The sequence below is a fragment of the Paucibacter sp. JuS9 genome (assembly GCF_044043925.2).
In the GTDB taxonomy this organism is placed as follows: domain Bacteria; phylum Pseudomonadota; class Gammaproteobacteria; order Burkholderiales; family Burkholderiaceae_C; genus JAUASW01.
This window is the reverse complement of the sequence record NZ_CP194172.1, coordinates 1,676,625-1,691,051: the sequence shown is the minus strand read 5'-3', so window position 1 is coordinate 1,691,051 and position 14,427 is coordinate 1,676,625. Positions and strand designations below refer to the sequence as shown.

12 protein-coding genes are annotated in these 14,427 nt (G+C 66.6%); 5 read left to right on the top strand and 7 right to left on the bottom strand.

All coding sequences use genetic code 11. The features are described 5' to 3' along the window. Position 1: 1 nt before the first annotated feature. Entirely contained in the window at positions 2–910 is a 909-nt protein-coding gene (gene tolA / locus ABT392_RS07455; RefSeq protein ID WP_395386161.1) for a cell envelope integrity protein TolA, read from the top strand. A gap of 9 nt (positions 911–919) precedes the next feature. On the opposite strand, the gene ABT392_RS07450 is transcribed toward tolA, so the two are convergent. The 4 genes from ABT392_RS07450 to ABT392_RS07435 all read right to left on the bottom strand — a co-directional run bounded on the left by ABT392_RS07450 (position 920) and on the right by ABT392_RS07435 (position 3,239). Then, positions 920–1,324 (bottom strand): DoxX family protein, encoded by a 405-nt coding sequence (locus ABT392_RS07450; RefSeq protein ID WP_395386845.1) that lies wholly within the window; start codon positions 1,322–1,324, stop codon positions 920–922. Positions 1,325–1,404: 80 nt separating this feature from the next. Further along, the gene (locus ABT392_RS07445) at positions 1,405–2,088 is read right to left on the bottom strand and encodes an HvfC/BufC N-terminal domain-containing protein (RefSeq protein ID WP_395386162.1); all 684 of its coding nucleotides are present in this window, start codon (positions 2,086–2,088) and stop codon (positions 1,405–1,407) included. Beyond that, on the bottom strand, positions 2,085–2,933 hold the full coding sequence (gene bufB, locus ABT392_RS07440) for an MNIO family bufferin maturase (protein WP_334276866.1): 849 nt from the start codon (positions 2,931–2,933) through the stop codon (positions 2,085–2,087). The genes ABT392_RS07445 and bufB overlap by 4 nt, the downstream gene beginning before the upstream one ends. A 12-nt stretch (positions 2,934–2,945) precedes the next feature. Beyond that, on the bottom strand, positions 2,946–3,239 hold the full coding sequence (locus tag ABT392_RS07435) for a BufA1 family periplasmic bufferin-type metallophore (RefSeq protein WP_334276867.1): 294 nt from the start codon (positions 3,237–3,239) through the stop codon (positions 2,946–2,948). Positions 3,240–3,332: 93 nt separating this feature from the next. Here ABT392_RS07435 and ABT392_RS07430 point away from each other — a divergent pair, with 93 nt between their 5' ends. After that, the gene (locus ABT392_RS07430; RefSeq protein ID WP_395386163.1) at positions 3,333–3,914 is read left to right on the top strand and encodes a sigma-70 family RNA polymerase sigma factor; all 582 of its coding nucleotides are present in this window, start codon (positions 3,333–3,335) and stop codon (positions 3,912–3,914) included. Continuing rightward, positions 3,860–4,150 (top strand): anti-sigma factor family protein, encoded by a 291-nt coding sequence (locus ABT392_RS07425; RefSeq protein WP_464970942.1) that lies wholly within the window; start codon positions 3,860–3,862, stop codon positions 4,148–4,150. Before ABT392_RS07430 ends, ABT392_RS07425 begins: the two co-directional genes overlap by 55 nt. On the opposite strand, the gene ABT392_RS07420 is transcribed toward ABT392_RS07425, so the two are convergent. Next, positions 4,087–7,704 (bottom strand): hydantoinase B/oxoprolinase family protein, encoded by a 3,618-nt coding sequence (locus ABT392_RS07420; RefSeq protein ID WP_395386164.1) that lies wholly within the window; start codon positions 7,702–7,704, stop codon positions 4,087–4,089. The two genes, ABT392_RS07425 and ABT392_RS07420, sit on opposite strands and share 64 nt — an antisense overlap. A gap of 152 nt (positions 7,705–7,856) precedes the next feature. Here ABT392_RS07420 and ABT392_RS07415 point away from each other — a divergent pair, with 152 nt between their 5' ends. Beyond that, entirely contained in the window at positions 7,857–10,397 is a 2,541-nt protein-coding gene (locus ABT392_RS07415; RefSeq protein ID WP_395386165.1) for a GspE/PulE family protein, read from the top strand. Between the two features lie 108 nt (positions 10,398–10,505). After that, positions 10,506–11,648 carry a sigma-54-dependent Fis family transcriptional regulator gene (locus ABT392_RS07410; RefSeq protein ID WP_395386166.1) on the top strand — a complete coding sequence of 381 codons (1,143 nt, stop codon included), beginning with the start codon at positions 10,506–10,508 and terminating at the stop codon, positions 11,646–11,648. Positions 11,649–11,652: 4 nt separating this feature from the next. Here the strand turns inward: ABT392_RS07410 and ABT392_RS07405 are convergent, their stop codons facing one another. Next, positions 11,653–12,921, bottom strand: a complete 1,269-nt coding sequence (locus ABT392_RS07405) for a 3-deoxy-D-manno-octulosonic acid transferase (protein ID WP_395386167.1) — start codon at positions 12,919–12,921, stop codon at positions 11,653–11,655. Beyond that, positions 12,918–14,306 (bottom strand): phosphomannomutase/phosphoglucomutase, encoded by a 1,389-nt coding sequence (locus ABT392_RS07400; RefSeq protein WP_334276873.1) that lies wholly within the window; start codon positions 14,304–14,306, stop codon positions 12,918–12,920. Before ABT392_RS07400 ends, ABT392_RS07405 begins: the two co-directional genes overlap by 4 nt. Positions 14,307–14,427: the final 121 nt, after the last annotated feature.

Genomic DNA, 14,427 nt, shown 5'->3' with positions numbered 1-14,427 from the left:
GATGCAGAACAGCACGCTGCAGATGCCCGGTCTTTCGCTGCGACCGCCGCAGCCGATAGCCATGGGCCGTGGCTTTGCCGTGGCCCTGTTGGCGCACGCCCTGCTGCTGGTGGCCCTCACGCTCAATGTGCAGTGGCACAGCGCCACACCGGAGGCATTCGAGGCCGAGCTGTGGTCAGCCGTGCCTCAGGCCGCGGCGCCCGCGGCTGTCGAGCCGGAACCGGAAGCTCCGAAGCCGGTGGTCGAGGAGAAGCCACAGCCGCCGCAGCCCAGTGCCGAGGAGTTGCAGGCCCAGCGCGAGGCCGACATCGCTATCGCCCGGGCCAAGAAGCGGGCCGAAGAAAAGAAGGAAGAGCTGCGGCTGGCCGAGATCCGCGAGAAGGAACTCAAGCTCAAGCAGCTGAAGGAAAAGATCGAACGCGACAAGCAGCTGGCCAAGGAAAAAGCCGAGAAGGAAAAGCAGGACAAGCTCGACAAGGCTAGGCAGCAGGAGAAGCAGGACAAGGCGCAGAAGGACAAGGCCGCCCGGGAAGCCCAGGCACGGCAGGAGAATGCCCGCAAGGACGCCTTGAAGCGCCTCCAGGGCCTGGCAGGCGGCAGCGGCAGCGCCGAGTCCACCGGCACGGCGCTCAAGAGCAGCGGCCCCTCTGCGGGATACGCCGGCCGCATCAAGGCGCAGATCCGGCCCAACATCATCTTCGAGGTCGGTGCCACCAACCCGGTGGCCGAGATCGAGGTGCGCCTGGCACCCGATGGCCGGATCATCTCCAAGCGCCTGCTCAAGTCCAGCGGCGACGCGGATTGGGACCGTGCGGTGGAGCGCGCCATCGACAAGACCGAACGCCTGCCCCGCGATACCGACGGCAGCGTGCCTCCGGTGATCGTGTTGAGCCTCAGGCCTCGCGAGTAGCCTGAAGACTCAGCGCGAGGACCGCCGGCGCCACCAGGCGTCGGCCGACATGCTGCCGGCGCCCCAAAGGACCACCAGCACCAGCAGCGCACCCCAGAGCTGATGGCCCGCCAGGGCGGCCGGCGCGATTTCTTCGAGGCTCAGCACCGCCATGATGTTCACCATCGTGAGGCCCAACGCTGCGAAGCGCCCACCGAGACCCAGCACCAACAGCACGGGCAGCACCAGCTCGCCGCCTGTGCCCATGTAGGCGGCCAGCTCGGGCGGCAACAGCGGCACGTGGTACTCGTCCTGGAACAGGGCCAGCGTGCTGGACCAGTCCCGCAATTTGCTCAGGCCCGACTGGAAGAACACCTGGGCCACATACAGGCGCGCGGCCAACAGGGCCAGCGACTGCAGCCAGCCCAGCGGCATTTGATACCAGGCGGCTCCTGTGGGCGGCTGGCCGGGGTCGCTCAAGAAGCACAGCAGCGTGCGGACCGGTGTCGGGATGTTCATCGGATCACTCCTGCGGATTGCAGCCAGGGCTCGCGCAAGGCGCGCTGCAACCAGGCAGAAAAATCAAAGCTCGGGTGTCTTGCCAGGCTGGCTTCAAGCGCCGGACCAAGTGCCTGCCCATTGAGCAGTGCGGCCATGAAGAATGCCCAGTCCTCCGCCAGTGGTTCGCTGACGGCACGCCAGCCATTGCGCCACACGGCAATCACGTCAGTCCCTGCACTGACGAGGCTCAGGCCCGGCATCAGCCGAAGCAAAAGCAAGGCGGCGTCATGCCGGCCATCGAGCAGTTGCAAGGAATCGGCATCCAACGCTGCGTCGGCCGCACGTTCAGCCTCATGCAGCGCCCATTGCAGACGGGCCAGCTCGATGAGGCTGCGCGGCATCTGCGCCTGATCTGCCATGAAGTCCGGCAGCCCTGCGCCCCAGCAAGCCAGATCGCCACGTTCGGGTGGATGGCGGCGCCAGAAGGCCCAGGCCATGGCGGCAAACTGCGCTTCGCCCAATTCATCCTGCAGCGGCGCATAGACCGCTGCCAAGGCGCGCTCAGCGACGGCCTGGGCGTTGACCCGGTAGGCCTGCAAGCCGCGCGCCACGCCATGTGTTGCGGCCGCAAGGCCCTCGGCGGCTGCGCCACTGATCAGCGATTGCAGCAGCGCCGTTTGGCGTTCCAGTTCGCTCATTGCCGCATCCGCGCACGGGCTTGCGCGGCCTCGTCCAGCAGCACGTCGAGTGCCGGAATGTCGGTGTCCCATTCGATCAGCGTCGGCACCGGGCCGCAGTGGTTCAGGGCCTCTTCATACAGACGCCAGACCGTCGGGCTGACGCGGCTGCCATGGTCGTCGATGACGATGTCGCCCAGGTCCGCATGCCCGGCCAGATGGATCTCGGCCACCTGGCCCGGCGCGATGCTGCGGATCCAGTCAATCGCCTGCTCCAGCGCTGCAGATTCATCCGCTTCGCTGTTCAAGGCGTTGACCATCAGGTTGTTCACGTCCAGCAGCAGCGAACAGCCGCTGCGACGGCAGAGTTCCATCAGGAACTCTGGTTCGGCCAGGTCGCCGGCCTGGCCCTGCCAGCCCAGATAGGCGCTGAGGTTTTCGACCGCGATGGCGCGCTTGAGCCGCTCCTGCACCCGCTGCACATGGGCCACCATCAAGGCGAGACTGGCCTCGTTGAAGGCGACCGGCAGCAGATCGTTCGCATGCATGAGCACGCCACCCGGCGTCGGCGCACGCGCAAAGCTGGCGTGGTCCGACACCAGCACCGGATCGACCCGTTCGACCAGCCGAGCCAGCCGGTCCAGATGCCAGGCATCCAGCCCGGCGGCCGAGCCCAGCGAGAGCCCGACGCCATGCAGGCTGATCGGGTAATGCTCGCGGGCTTCAGCCAGCAGTTGCAAGGCCGCGCCGCCATCGGCAAAGAAGTTCTCCGAGTGGACCTCCAAGAAGTCCAGCTCAGGCCGGCGTTCCATCAGGCTCGCATAGTGCGGCTGGCGCCAGCCGATGCCGATGGCGTCGGGTTTCATGGGGCGCTTGAATTACTTCTTGCCCTTGACCTTGGCCTTGGCCTCGTCGGCGCTCAGGCCGCCCTTGCCCTTGCAACTGCCCTTGTCGACGTAGATCCACTCCTCGGTCGAAGCATCGGCCTTGGCCAGGCCGGCGCAGGAGTGGCTGCCGCTCAGGTTGGCACAGTCGTTCTGGCCGGCCTTGGCGATGCCGTAGCACTTCTCCTTGGTCTTGGTGTCCTTGGCATCATGGGCCGAGGCGGTTTGAGCCAGGCCGAGGCTCAAGGCGGCGGCCAGGGCCGAGGACAGGATTTGCTTGGTCTGCATTGCTTGCTCCGTCTAGGGGTTTGCTCATGGGCCGGTTGGCGCCACAGCCCTAGTGTCGCAAGACCTGGCCAAGTCCTTACACTGCGCGTCGTAATGACTGAAGCATCCGACATCGCCCCGAGCCTGGAGAAGCTGCGCCCGCAGCTGATCAAGTTTGCGCTCTTGCAGCTCCGCAATGCCGCCTGGGCGGAGGATGCGGTCTCTGAAACCCTGCTCGCTGCCCTGGAAAAGCCGCAAGCTTTCGACCGGCAAAGCCAGTTGAAGACCTGGCTGATCGGCATCCTGAAGCACAAGCTGGTCGACCAGATCCGACGCAACTGCAAGGAGTTGTCGACCACCACGGACGACGACGAGCAGAACATCGAAGACGATCTGTTTCAGGCCGACGGCCATTGGCGCGATGCCCCACCCGACTGGGGCGACCCGGAGCACACGCTGCGCCAGGTTGAGTTCATGAAGGTGCTCGAAGTCTGTGTAGACAAGCTGCCCGGTCAGCAGGGCCGCCTCTTCATGATGCGTGAGTGGCTGGAGCTGGACACGGACGAGATCTGTAAGACTTTGGAGATCAGCCCGACCAACCTCTGGGTGATGTTGCACCGCGCCCGGCTGCGGCTGCGCGAATGTCTGGAGCTGAACTGGTTTGGTGGCAACAAGTTGACGGGGAGCAAGGCTTGATACTGAGACGAACCTGCAAGCAGGCAAGCCACCTGGTCCTCCAGGCGGAGGACACAGTACTGCCGATCAAGGAAAAGCTGGCCCTGCGCCTGCACCTGTGGGCCTGCACGGCCTGCACCCGCTTCTCATCCCAGGTCAGGCTGATGCGGCAGGCCACGGCCCGCTGGCGCCACTACGGCGACGACTCTTCGGGCGACGGAGCCCGGGCACCAAAGCCGCCGCCGCCCGGCGTCTGAATGCAGATCTGGTCGCCTGGCGCCATCAGCACCGTGCCCAGATGGCCCAGTGTCTCGACGCTGCCGTCCGCTCGCTGCAGCCAGTTCCGGCCCGGTGCGCCAGCCTCGCCGCCGGCCAGCCCGAAGGCAGGGACTGCGCGGCCATTGCTCAGGATGCTCGCGCTCATCGGCTCAAGAAAACGGATGCGGCGCAGGCCGCCATCACCGCCGCGCCATTGACCGGAACCACCGGTGCCAGCGGCGATCTCGTAGCTCTCCAGCCGCACCGGGAAGCGCCATTCCAGCACCTCGGGATCGGTCAGCCGCGAATTGGTCATGTGGGTCTGGACCACGGCCGTGCCATGGAAACCCGGCCCGGCGCCTGAGCCACCCGAAATCGTTTCGTAGTACTGGTGTCGCTCGTTGCCAAAGCTCAGGTTGTTCATTGTGCACTGGCCGGCGGCCATCACGCCCAGCGCGCCATAGAGCGCATTGGTCACGCAGCTGGAGGTCTCGACATTGCCGGCCACCACGGCGGCCGGCGACCGCGGATTCAGGAGGCTGCCCTCGGGCACGATGATCTGCAAAGGTCGCAGGCAGCCAGCATTGAGCGGTATGTCGTCATCCACCAGCGTGCGAAAGACATAGAGCACGGCGGCCATCGTCACCGAACGCGGCGCGTTGAAGTTGTTCGTCGTCTGCTGCGCACTGCTGCCCGTGAAGTCGATCACCGCGCTGCGGCTCGCGGCATCCACACGCACCGCCACTTCGATGCGCGCGCCGTTGTCCAGGTCGAGGCTGAAGCTGCCATCGCGCAGCTGCCCGATGGCGCGACGCACCGCGCTTTCCGCGTTGGCCTGCACATGGCTCATATAGGCCTGCACTTCGGCCAGGCCACGCTCTGCCACCAGGGCTTGCAGCTCCTGCGCACCCTTTTCGTTCGCTGCGACTTGGGCCCGCAGGTCGGCGATGTTCTGGTCTGGCTGGCGCGCCGGCCAGGGGCCTTCAGCCAGGCATTCGCGCAGCTCGGCTTCGTGCATCCGGCCGTCACGGCAAAGCAGGAAGTTGTCGAACAGCACGCCCTCCTCTTCGATGTGCCGCGAGAACGGCGGCATCGAACCGGGCGTGATGCCGCCGATGTCGGCATGGTGGCCCCGTGAGGCCACGAAGAATGCGGGCCGCGCGTGGCCTCCAAGAAAGACCGGTGTGGTGACGGTCACATCCGGCAGATGCGTGCCGCCGTGGTACGGATCATTGAGCATGAACACATCGCCCGGCCGCATCTCCGGATTTCGCTCGATCACCGTCCGTATCGACTCGCTCATCGAGCCCAGGTGCACCGGCATGTGCGGCGCATTGGCGATCAGCGCGCCCTCGGCGTCGAAGATCGCGCAGGAAAAGTCCAGCCGCTCCTTGATGTTCACCGAATGCGCCGTGTTCTGCAGGCGCAGGCCCATCTGCTCGGCGATGTTCATGAACTGGCGGTTGTAGAGCTCCAGACGCACCGGGTCCACGCCTGCACTCTCCTCAATGGCCGCTGAACGAGGTTCGAACCGACGCAGGCGCAGAGAGCCATCGCCATCGACGCTGGCGCGCCAGCCCGGCTCCAGCACCGTGCAGGCATTGGCCTCGGTGATCAGGGCCGGGCCTTGCAGCCAGGCGCCGCTTTGCAGGCGCTCTCGCCGATAGATCGCCGCGTCCTGCCAGCGGCCCTCGGCGTAGAGCGGCATTGACCGCTCGGGCTCGGCCGGGTGCGCTGTACCAGCCGGCCTTGCCATGGGCAAGGCCGCTCCGGCTGCCACGGCCTGCACGCTGGCTGATTCGATCACCAAAGGCCGGCCCGGCATCAGGAACGCAAAGCGACGGCGGTAGGCGGCCTCGAAGTCTGCTTGCAGCGCGGCCAGCATCGGCCGCAGCGGGCACGGCAGCGACAGGGCGGTGCCGCTGCCCTGGTAGCGCAGCTGCAGGCTGGGCTCGAGCCTCAGCGTTTGCGCCGGGAGGCCCTGCTCGATCAGCTCCTGCCTCGCGGCTTCAGCGAGTTCAGCCAGGCAATCCCTTGCCTGCAACAGGCCCTGCCCATCAAGCACCGCTTCAAGCGCACGCTCTCGCGAAGCGGTGCGTTCCGCCAGGCCCATGCCGTAGGCGCTCAAGAGCCCTGCCAGCGGATGGATCAGCACTTCGTCCATGCCCAGCGCATCCGCCACCTGGCAGGCATGCTGGCCGCCAGCGCCGCCAAAGCATTGCAAGGTGTAGTTCGACAGGTCATGGCCACGCGCCACCGAGATCTTCTTGATGGCATGCGCCATGTGGGCCACGGCGATTTGCAGCGCGCCCTCGGCAGCCGCGTGCGCAGAAGCCATGCCGGCCTGCTGGGCCAGTGCCACAAAGCCTGCCTCGACGACCGACTTGTCCAGCGGCTGATTGCCTTCGGGCCCGAACAGGTGCGGGAAGTGAGCCGGTGACAGGCGGCCGAGCAGCACATTCGCATCGGTCACCGTCAGGGGCCCGCCACGCCGGTAGCTGGCCGGCCCCGGCTTGGCGCCAGCGCTTTCGGGGCCGACGCGCAGCCGCTCGCCATCGAAGCGGATGATGGAGCCACCGCCGGCTGCCACCGTATGGATGGCCAGCATTGGCGCGCGCAGGCGCACGCCGGCCACCTGGGTGTCGAACTGGCGCTCCAGCTCGCCGGCATAGTGAGAGACGTCGGTGGAGGTACCGCCCATGTCGAAGCCGATCAGCTTGCTGCATCCCGACGCTTCGCCGGTGCGCGCCATGCCGACAATGCCACCGGCCGGGCCGGAGAGCACCGCATCCTTGCCCTGGAAGCGAACGCCCTCCGCCAGACCGCCGCCGGACTGCATGAAGAGCAAGGGCACGCCGGGCATGTGGTGTGAAAGCCGGTCTACATAACGGCGCAGGATGGGCGAAAGGTAGGCGTCCACCACCGTGGTGTCGCCGCGGCCGACCAGCTTCATCAAGGGGCTAACCTGATGCGAGACCGACACCTGGGTGTAGCCGATGCGCCGTGCCAGCGCCGCCGCCGCGAGCTCATGCGCTGGATAGCGCCAGCCGTGCATGAAGACGATGGCGCAGGCGCGCAAGCCGCTCGCCAACGCCGTGCGCATCTCGCCCTCCAGGGCCTGCAGGTCCAGGGCCTCGACCAGGCTGCCGTCCGCCGCCATCCGTTCCTGCGCCTCGATCACCCGGGCATACAGCTGCTCCGGCAGCACGATCTCCCGGTCGAACAGCCGCGGCCGGGCCTGGTAGGCAATGCGCAGCGCATCGCGAAAACCGCGCGTCGTCACCAGCAGCAAGGGCTCGCCCTTGCGCTCCAGCAAGGCATTGGTAGCCACCGTCGTGCCCATGCGCACGCACTCGACCAGGGACAGCGTGATGCGCTCTTGCGGCCCCAGGCCCAAGAGGCGGCGCATGCCTGCCAGCGCCGCGTCCTCGTACTGTTCGGGACATTCGCTGAGCAGCTTCAGCGTTCGCACAGCGCCATCGGGCGCACGCGCCACCACGTCGGTGAAGGTGCCGCCTCGATCGATCCAGAACTGCCAGCGTGCCGGGGTCATTGCCTGTCGCGTTTGCTCTTGTGTTGGCTCGGCGCCATTGTGGCTTTCATCAGCGACCTGCCCGACGTTCATTCGAACTGCCCTGGCCCCGCTTTGCGCTTAGCATTCAGCCTACCGCCAAAAGAAGTAGTAGCCCGCTGGAGACCCCTCGCATGTCCGATCCGTCCGCCTCGATTCCCTGGCCCCACGACACGGTCAGGTCCGATCTTGAGGAGATGGCCAGCGCTTCGGCGCAACCGCCCTTCATCTGGCCCACGCCGCCCTATGCGGCCTATCCGCAGCCGGTGCCGCAGAAGGTGCCGGAGGCCTGCGAGATCCAGGGCCTCAACAACAGCCGCAGCAATGGCCATCTGATCCGCTTCTCCGGCGCCGACCGCTTGCTGCAGATCAAGGTGCCGCCGGCCCGCGCTGCCATGCCCTTGAAGTTCGGCCAGTTCCGGGTGCTCAAGTTGCTGGCGCCTCTGCCGGCCGCGCCGCGCGACCCGTCTTCGATACACAACCCGCTGTCGCTGGACCACCGGCCGCGCGCGCCCTTTCGCCTGCAGTTCGTTGGCGGCGGCGACCTCAACGGCCTGACCATAGGCCATCACCATGACGGCCTGGGCCTTTTCCTGTTCGTACCGCTGAGCGAGGACACCGACGAGGTGCAGCGCCTCTTTGTGCCGCGCGAGGCGCTGGCGGAGTTCGACGTCGGCGAGCGCATTGGCGACCTGCTGGTCAGCGCGCAGGCCGCCACGCTGGAACAGGTCGAGGCCGTTGCGCGCGAGCAGGAAGACCTGCGCTCGCGCCGCGTCGGCGAAATCCTGGTCGCCAAGCAGATCGTCACGCCCGAACAGTTGCTGCTGGCCATCGAACAGCAGGCCAAGATGCCAATGGTGCGCATCGGCGAAGCACTGCTGGCGCTGGAACTGGTCACGCCCGAGCAGCTCGAGGAGGCGCTGATCCAGCAACGCCAGGACCGCTCGGTGCCGCTGGGCGAACTGCTGGTGCGCAAGCGCGTGGTGAATCGCCAGGCCCTGCAATCAGCACTGGCGCGCAAGATGGGCTATCCGCTGGTGGATGTGGAGAACTTCCCGGTCGAGCCCGACGCGGTGCGCAAGCTGCCCTTCGCCATCGCCAAGCGGCTCGAAATGATGCCGCTGATGATGCGCGAGAGTCGCCTGGTCGTGGCCATGGAAGACCCGACCCGGCGCGACGCCATCGACGAGGCCGAGTTCATCACCCAGGTCAAGGTGGTGCCGACGCTGGCCAAGGTCGGCAGCCTGCAGTTCGCGCTGCCCGGCGTCTATGACCGCTTCGGTGGCGACTCGGTGCCGCGGGGCGACCTGAACCTGCCCTCCTTCCAGCCCGACTTCGAGCTCGACAACGCCGACAAGCTGATCGAGACGCTGGAGCGCGAGGGCCTGGAGCGTGGCAGCAGCCGCGACGATGAATCGCAGATCGAGCAGAGCGACAACTCGCTGGTGCGCCTGATCAACACCATGATCATCGAGGCGCACAGCCAGAACGTCTCCGACATCCATATCGAGACCTTGCCTGGCCGCGAGAAGCTCAAGATCCGCTTCCGCAAGGACGGGCAACTGAGGCCTTACCTGGAGCTTCCGCACACTTATCGCAACGCCATGATCGCGCGCATCAAGATCATGTGCGACCTCGACATCTCCGAGCGCCGCAAGCCCCAGGACGGCAAGATCAATTTCGCGCGCTTCTCGGCCCAGCACCGGCTGGAGCTGCGCGTGGCCACGATCCCGACCAACAATGGTCTCGAGGATGTGGTGATGCGCATCCTGTCTTCCGCAAAGCCGATTCCGCTGGCCAAGCTGGGCCTCTCGGCCAGCAATCTGAGCCAACTGAGCGAAGCAGTGGCGCGGCCCTACGGCATGGTGCTGTGCGTGGGCCCGACAGGCTCCGGCAAGACCACCACCCTGCACTCGGCACTGGCGCACATCAACACCGCCGAGCGCAAGATCTGGACTGCCGAGGACCCGATCGAAATCACCCAGAACGGCCTGCGCCAGGTGCAGGTGAACCCCAAGATCGACTGGACGTTTGCGAAAGCCCTGCGCGCCTTCCTGCGCGCCGACCCGGACGTGATCATGGTCGGCGAAATCCGCGACCAGGAGACGGCGCAGATCGCCATCGAGGCCTCGCTGACCGGCCACATGGTGATGTCCACGCTGCACACCAACAGCGCCGCAGAAACGATCACCCGCCTGCTGGACATGGGTTGCGACCCGTTCAACTTCGCCGATTCGCTGCTGGCTGTGCTGGCCCAGCGCCTGGTGCGCCGCCTCTGCCCCAGCTGCCGGATTGCCGAGCCCTTGAGCGAAGCCGACCAGCAGGAATGGCTGGACGACTACCTGCATGTCTTCCCGGTTGATCAACGCCTGTCGCGCGCGACGCTGCTGAAGGAATGGGTCTCGCAGCACGGCGTCAAAGGTCAGCTGCAGCACTATCACAGCCCTGGCTGCGGTCAGTGCGAGCACACTGGTTTCAAGGGCCGCGCCGGCCTGCATGAACTCTTGATGGTCTCGCGCAATGTGCGCCGCCTGATCCAGACCGGCGCCCGCGCCGAAGAGATCCAGCATGCGGCCCTGGCGGAGGGCTTGCGCACGCTGCGCCAGGACGGCATTGCCAAGGTGCTGGCCGGCGTGACCAACATGGCAGAGGTGCGCGCCACCAGCAATAGCTGACACCAGGCTGTCAGAAGCTGCGCCCGGGCGCTGGGGCTTGTCCTGCTTGCGCGAGCGCGGTCTTCGGCGATAGTCGATGCTGCTTAAATTTGCAGCAGGGGTATTCCGATGGCGCAAGCGCAGGGTCTGCAGGGCTTGGTGGGGCAGCCCCGCGCGACGGCGGATGCCAAGCATGCGCAAGACATCGCCAGCTCGCATGAGCGCTGCGTCGCCTTCGGCCTGAATGCGAGCGCCGAGGCGGACCTGGGCCTGCTCTCCACCGCCGGCCTGCAAGACCTGCAACACCGCAATGCCCGGCTCTGCGCCCAGGCCCTGCCGGTGATGGAGATGCTCTATGAGCAACTGACCCATGCGCAAAGCATGGTGCTGCTCACCGACGCCAGTGGCGTGATCCTGCATTCGCTGGGCGACCCGGGCTTTCTGCAGCGCGCGCAGCATGTCGCGCTGGCGCCAGGTGCACTGTGGTCCGAGGCCGACAAGGGCACGAACGCCGTCGGCACCGCACTGATGACCGAGGCGCCGACGGTGGTTCACGGCCAGGAGCATTTCCTGCGCAGCATGCAGTTCCTGACCTGCTCGGCCGCGCCCATCTTTGACCACAAGGGCGCTCTGCTGGGCGTCATCGACGTCTCGGGCGACCGCCGCTCGTACCATCCTCATACGCTCGCGCTGGCCACGATGTCGGCACGGCTGATCGAGGACCAATGGTTTGGCGACCGCTTCCGCCACAGCACGCGCCTGCAGTTCCACACCAGCATTGCCGGCCTGGGCACACTCAACGAAGGCCAGCTGGCGCTCGACGAAGAGGGCCATGTGCTGGGCGCCAACCGCCGCGCGCTGGAGCTGCTCGGCCTGCCCGCCACGGTGCTGAGGCGCGAAAACCTGGCAAGTCTCTTCGGCCTGGCTTATGCAGACGCGGTGGACCGCTCGCGCGGCGACGCCACCTTGCAAGTGCTGCGCGGTGAACGCGTGCTGCATGCCAAGCTGAGCGTGCAACTGAACCAGCCCTTGTCCCACCGCACCGCCTTGAGCGAGCCGGGCATGCATCGCCAGACCAGCAGCGAGCCCCTGATGCCGTCCGGGCCGCTCATTGCGCCGCCCACTGTGGCCCTGCACAGCCTGCGCCAGACCGAAAGCCAGGCCATCCAGGCGGCCGTGCAAGCCAGCGGCGGCAACCTCTCACTGGCCGCGCGGGCCCTGGGCATTGGCCGAAGCACGCTGTATCGCAAGCTGCGGGCGATGAACGCCTGAGCCTTCAGCGACTCATCAGGGCCTGAGCCATACGCCTGGCCGCGCCGCGATGGACTGCGGCGAAAAGTTCGGCTCGCCCTGCCATGGCCTCGCGTCGGGAGGTGTCGGCAATCAGGGCCCGGGCCTGACCGAGCCCCTCACTCATGTCGACCACTCTCAGCGCAGCACCTGCCTCCAGCGCCAGCTCTGCCGCCTGGGCAAAGTTGAAGGTGTGAGGTCCCATCAGCAGTGGGCAGCCGCATGCGGCAGCCTCGATCAGGTTCTGGCCGCCGAGCGGCAGGAAGCTGCCGCCCAGCAACGCCGCGTCGGCCATGCCGTAATAGAGCGCCATCTCGCGCAGGCTGTCGCCGAGCCAGGCGTCGGCTGACAAGGCCTCTGCAGTCGGCTCTCCACCGAAGCTGCTGCGTCGCGCAAGCTTCAGGCCGGCGGCTTCGATCAGGCCCGCCACTTCGTCAAACCGCTGCGGATGGCGGGGCACGATCAGGAGCAGCGGGCGGCTGGCTGGCGGCAGTGCAGTGAATGCGCTCAGGAGCATCGCCTCTTCGCCCTCACGGCTGACGGCGAAGAGCAGCACCGGCCGCTTCAGCGCCGCATGCCAGGCCCGCCCCCGGGCCAGCAAGCTCTCATCAGGATGCAGGTCGAACTTCAGATTGCCGCAGACCTGGACGTTGCGCACGCCGCTATCACGCAAGCGGCGCGCATCGGCTTCGGTCTGCGCCAGCGCCATCTTCAGCGCGGCAGCGGCCGGTTCCATCAACCAGCGCAGGCGCCGCCCCTGGCGGAAGCTTTTCTCGGACAGCCGCGCATTGGCCAGCACCAATGGCAACCTGACCCGTGCGGACTCATGCTGCAGCACGGGCCAGATCTCGGTCTCCATCAGCACGCCCATCGAGGGCTGCCAATGACGGAGGAAACGGCGCACGGCGCCTGGCGTGTCGTAGGGCAGCCAGGCCTGCGCATCGCCTTCCTGCAGGAGTGCCGCACCGGCCTCGCGACCGGTGGCGGTGCTGTGGGTCAGGAGCAGGCGAAGGCCGGGCTTCAGGAGGCGAAGCTCATGAACCAGGGCCTTGGCTGCCAGCGTCTCACCGAGCGACACGGCATGCACCCAGACCCACCCTGCTTCGCTCGCCTTGTCGTACAAGCCCAGGCGCTCGCCCAGGTGTTGCCGGTACGGTGCCTCCGCCGCCCCGCGGCGCCACAGGCGCAGCAGGTACAGCGGCGTGGCCAGCCGCAGAAGGCTCGCATAGAGCCAGCGGCTGATCAGCTCTTTCAATGGCCCGCCGCGAAGACAGCGTCCGGCTTGACGCGCTTGAGCTGCGCCACCACGTCATGCTGGATGCGCTCCAGCGCTTCGGGCGTGTGGCCTTCGAAGCGCAAGACCAGCACCGGCGTGGTGTTGGACGGCCGGATCAGGCCGAAGCCGTCGGCGTACTCGACGCGCAGCCCATCGATGGTGATCACCTCGAGCGAGCCGGGGAACTCGGCGATCTCCTTGAGCTTCTTCACGACCTCATGGTGCTCTCCCTCGGCGCAAGGCACGTTGATCTCCGGCGTGGCAAAGCTATCCGGCAGGCCGTTCAAGACGGCGCTCGGGTCCTTGGAGCGCGAGAGGATCTCCAGCATGCGGCCGGCGGTGTACATGGCATCGTCGAAGCCATACCAGCGCTCATTGAAGAAGATGTGGCCCGACAGCTCGCCAGCCATCGGTGCGCCGGTTTCCTTCAGCTTGGCCTTGGCCAGCGAGTGGCCGGTCAGCCACATCAGCGGCTGGCCGCCGTGCTCGCGGATCCACGGCGCCAGGCGCTGCGTGCACTTCACGTCGAAGATGATCTGCGCGCCCTTGTTGCGCTTGAGGATGTCGGCGGCCAGCAGCATGATCTGGCGGTCCGGCATGATCATCTTGCCGTCCTTGGTAACAATGCCCAGACGGTCGCCATCGCCGTCGAAGGCGAGGCCCAGCTCGGCGTCACAGGCGTGCACGATGCGCTTCAGGTCTTCGAGGTTCTCGGGCCGCGAAGGATCGGGATGGTGGTTGGGGAAGTCGCCATCGACCTTGCTGAAGATGTCGATCACCTCGCAACCCAGCGCGCGCAGGATGGCGGGGGCATTGGCACCGGGAATGCCGTTGCCGGAGTCGACCACGATCTTCATCGGGCGCGAAAGCTTGCAGTCCGAGACCACGCGGTGCTGGTATTCGGCGCCGACGTCCATCTTTCCGACCCGACCTTTGCCTGTCGCATAGTCCTCGGCTTCGATGCGGCGGCGGATGCCCTGGATCTGCTCGCCATAGACAGCCGCGCCGCCCAGCACCATCTTGAAGCCGTTGTAGTCCTTGGGGTTGTGGCTGCCGGTGACCATGATGCCGGAGTTGCAGCCATGCTTGCCGCGCGTGGCAGCCACGTAGTACAGCATCGGGGTCGTGACCGCGCCGATGTCTACCACGTCCAGGCCGGTCGAGGCCAGGCCGCGGATCAGGGCTGCCACCAGGGAGGGGCCCGACAGGCGACCATCGCGGCCAACCGCGACCGCCTTTTCACCGATCAGCTTGGCTTCGGTGCCGAAGGCCCGGCCCAGGTGCTCGGCCATTTCCTCGTTCAGACTCTCGCCGACGATGCCGCGGATGTCATAGGCCTTGAAGGCGGACGCTTGAACTTTCATGGAGGCTTTCCTCTGACGTGAAACGCAGACGTGAACAATACGACAGGCGCGGATTGTAGGCAGGCCGACCGAGCCCTTCTGTGCCCGGCTGGTAACTGGCGATTCGTCGGGCCGGCTGTCG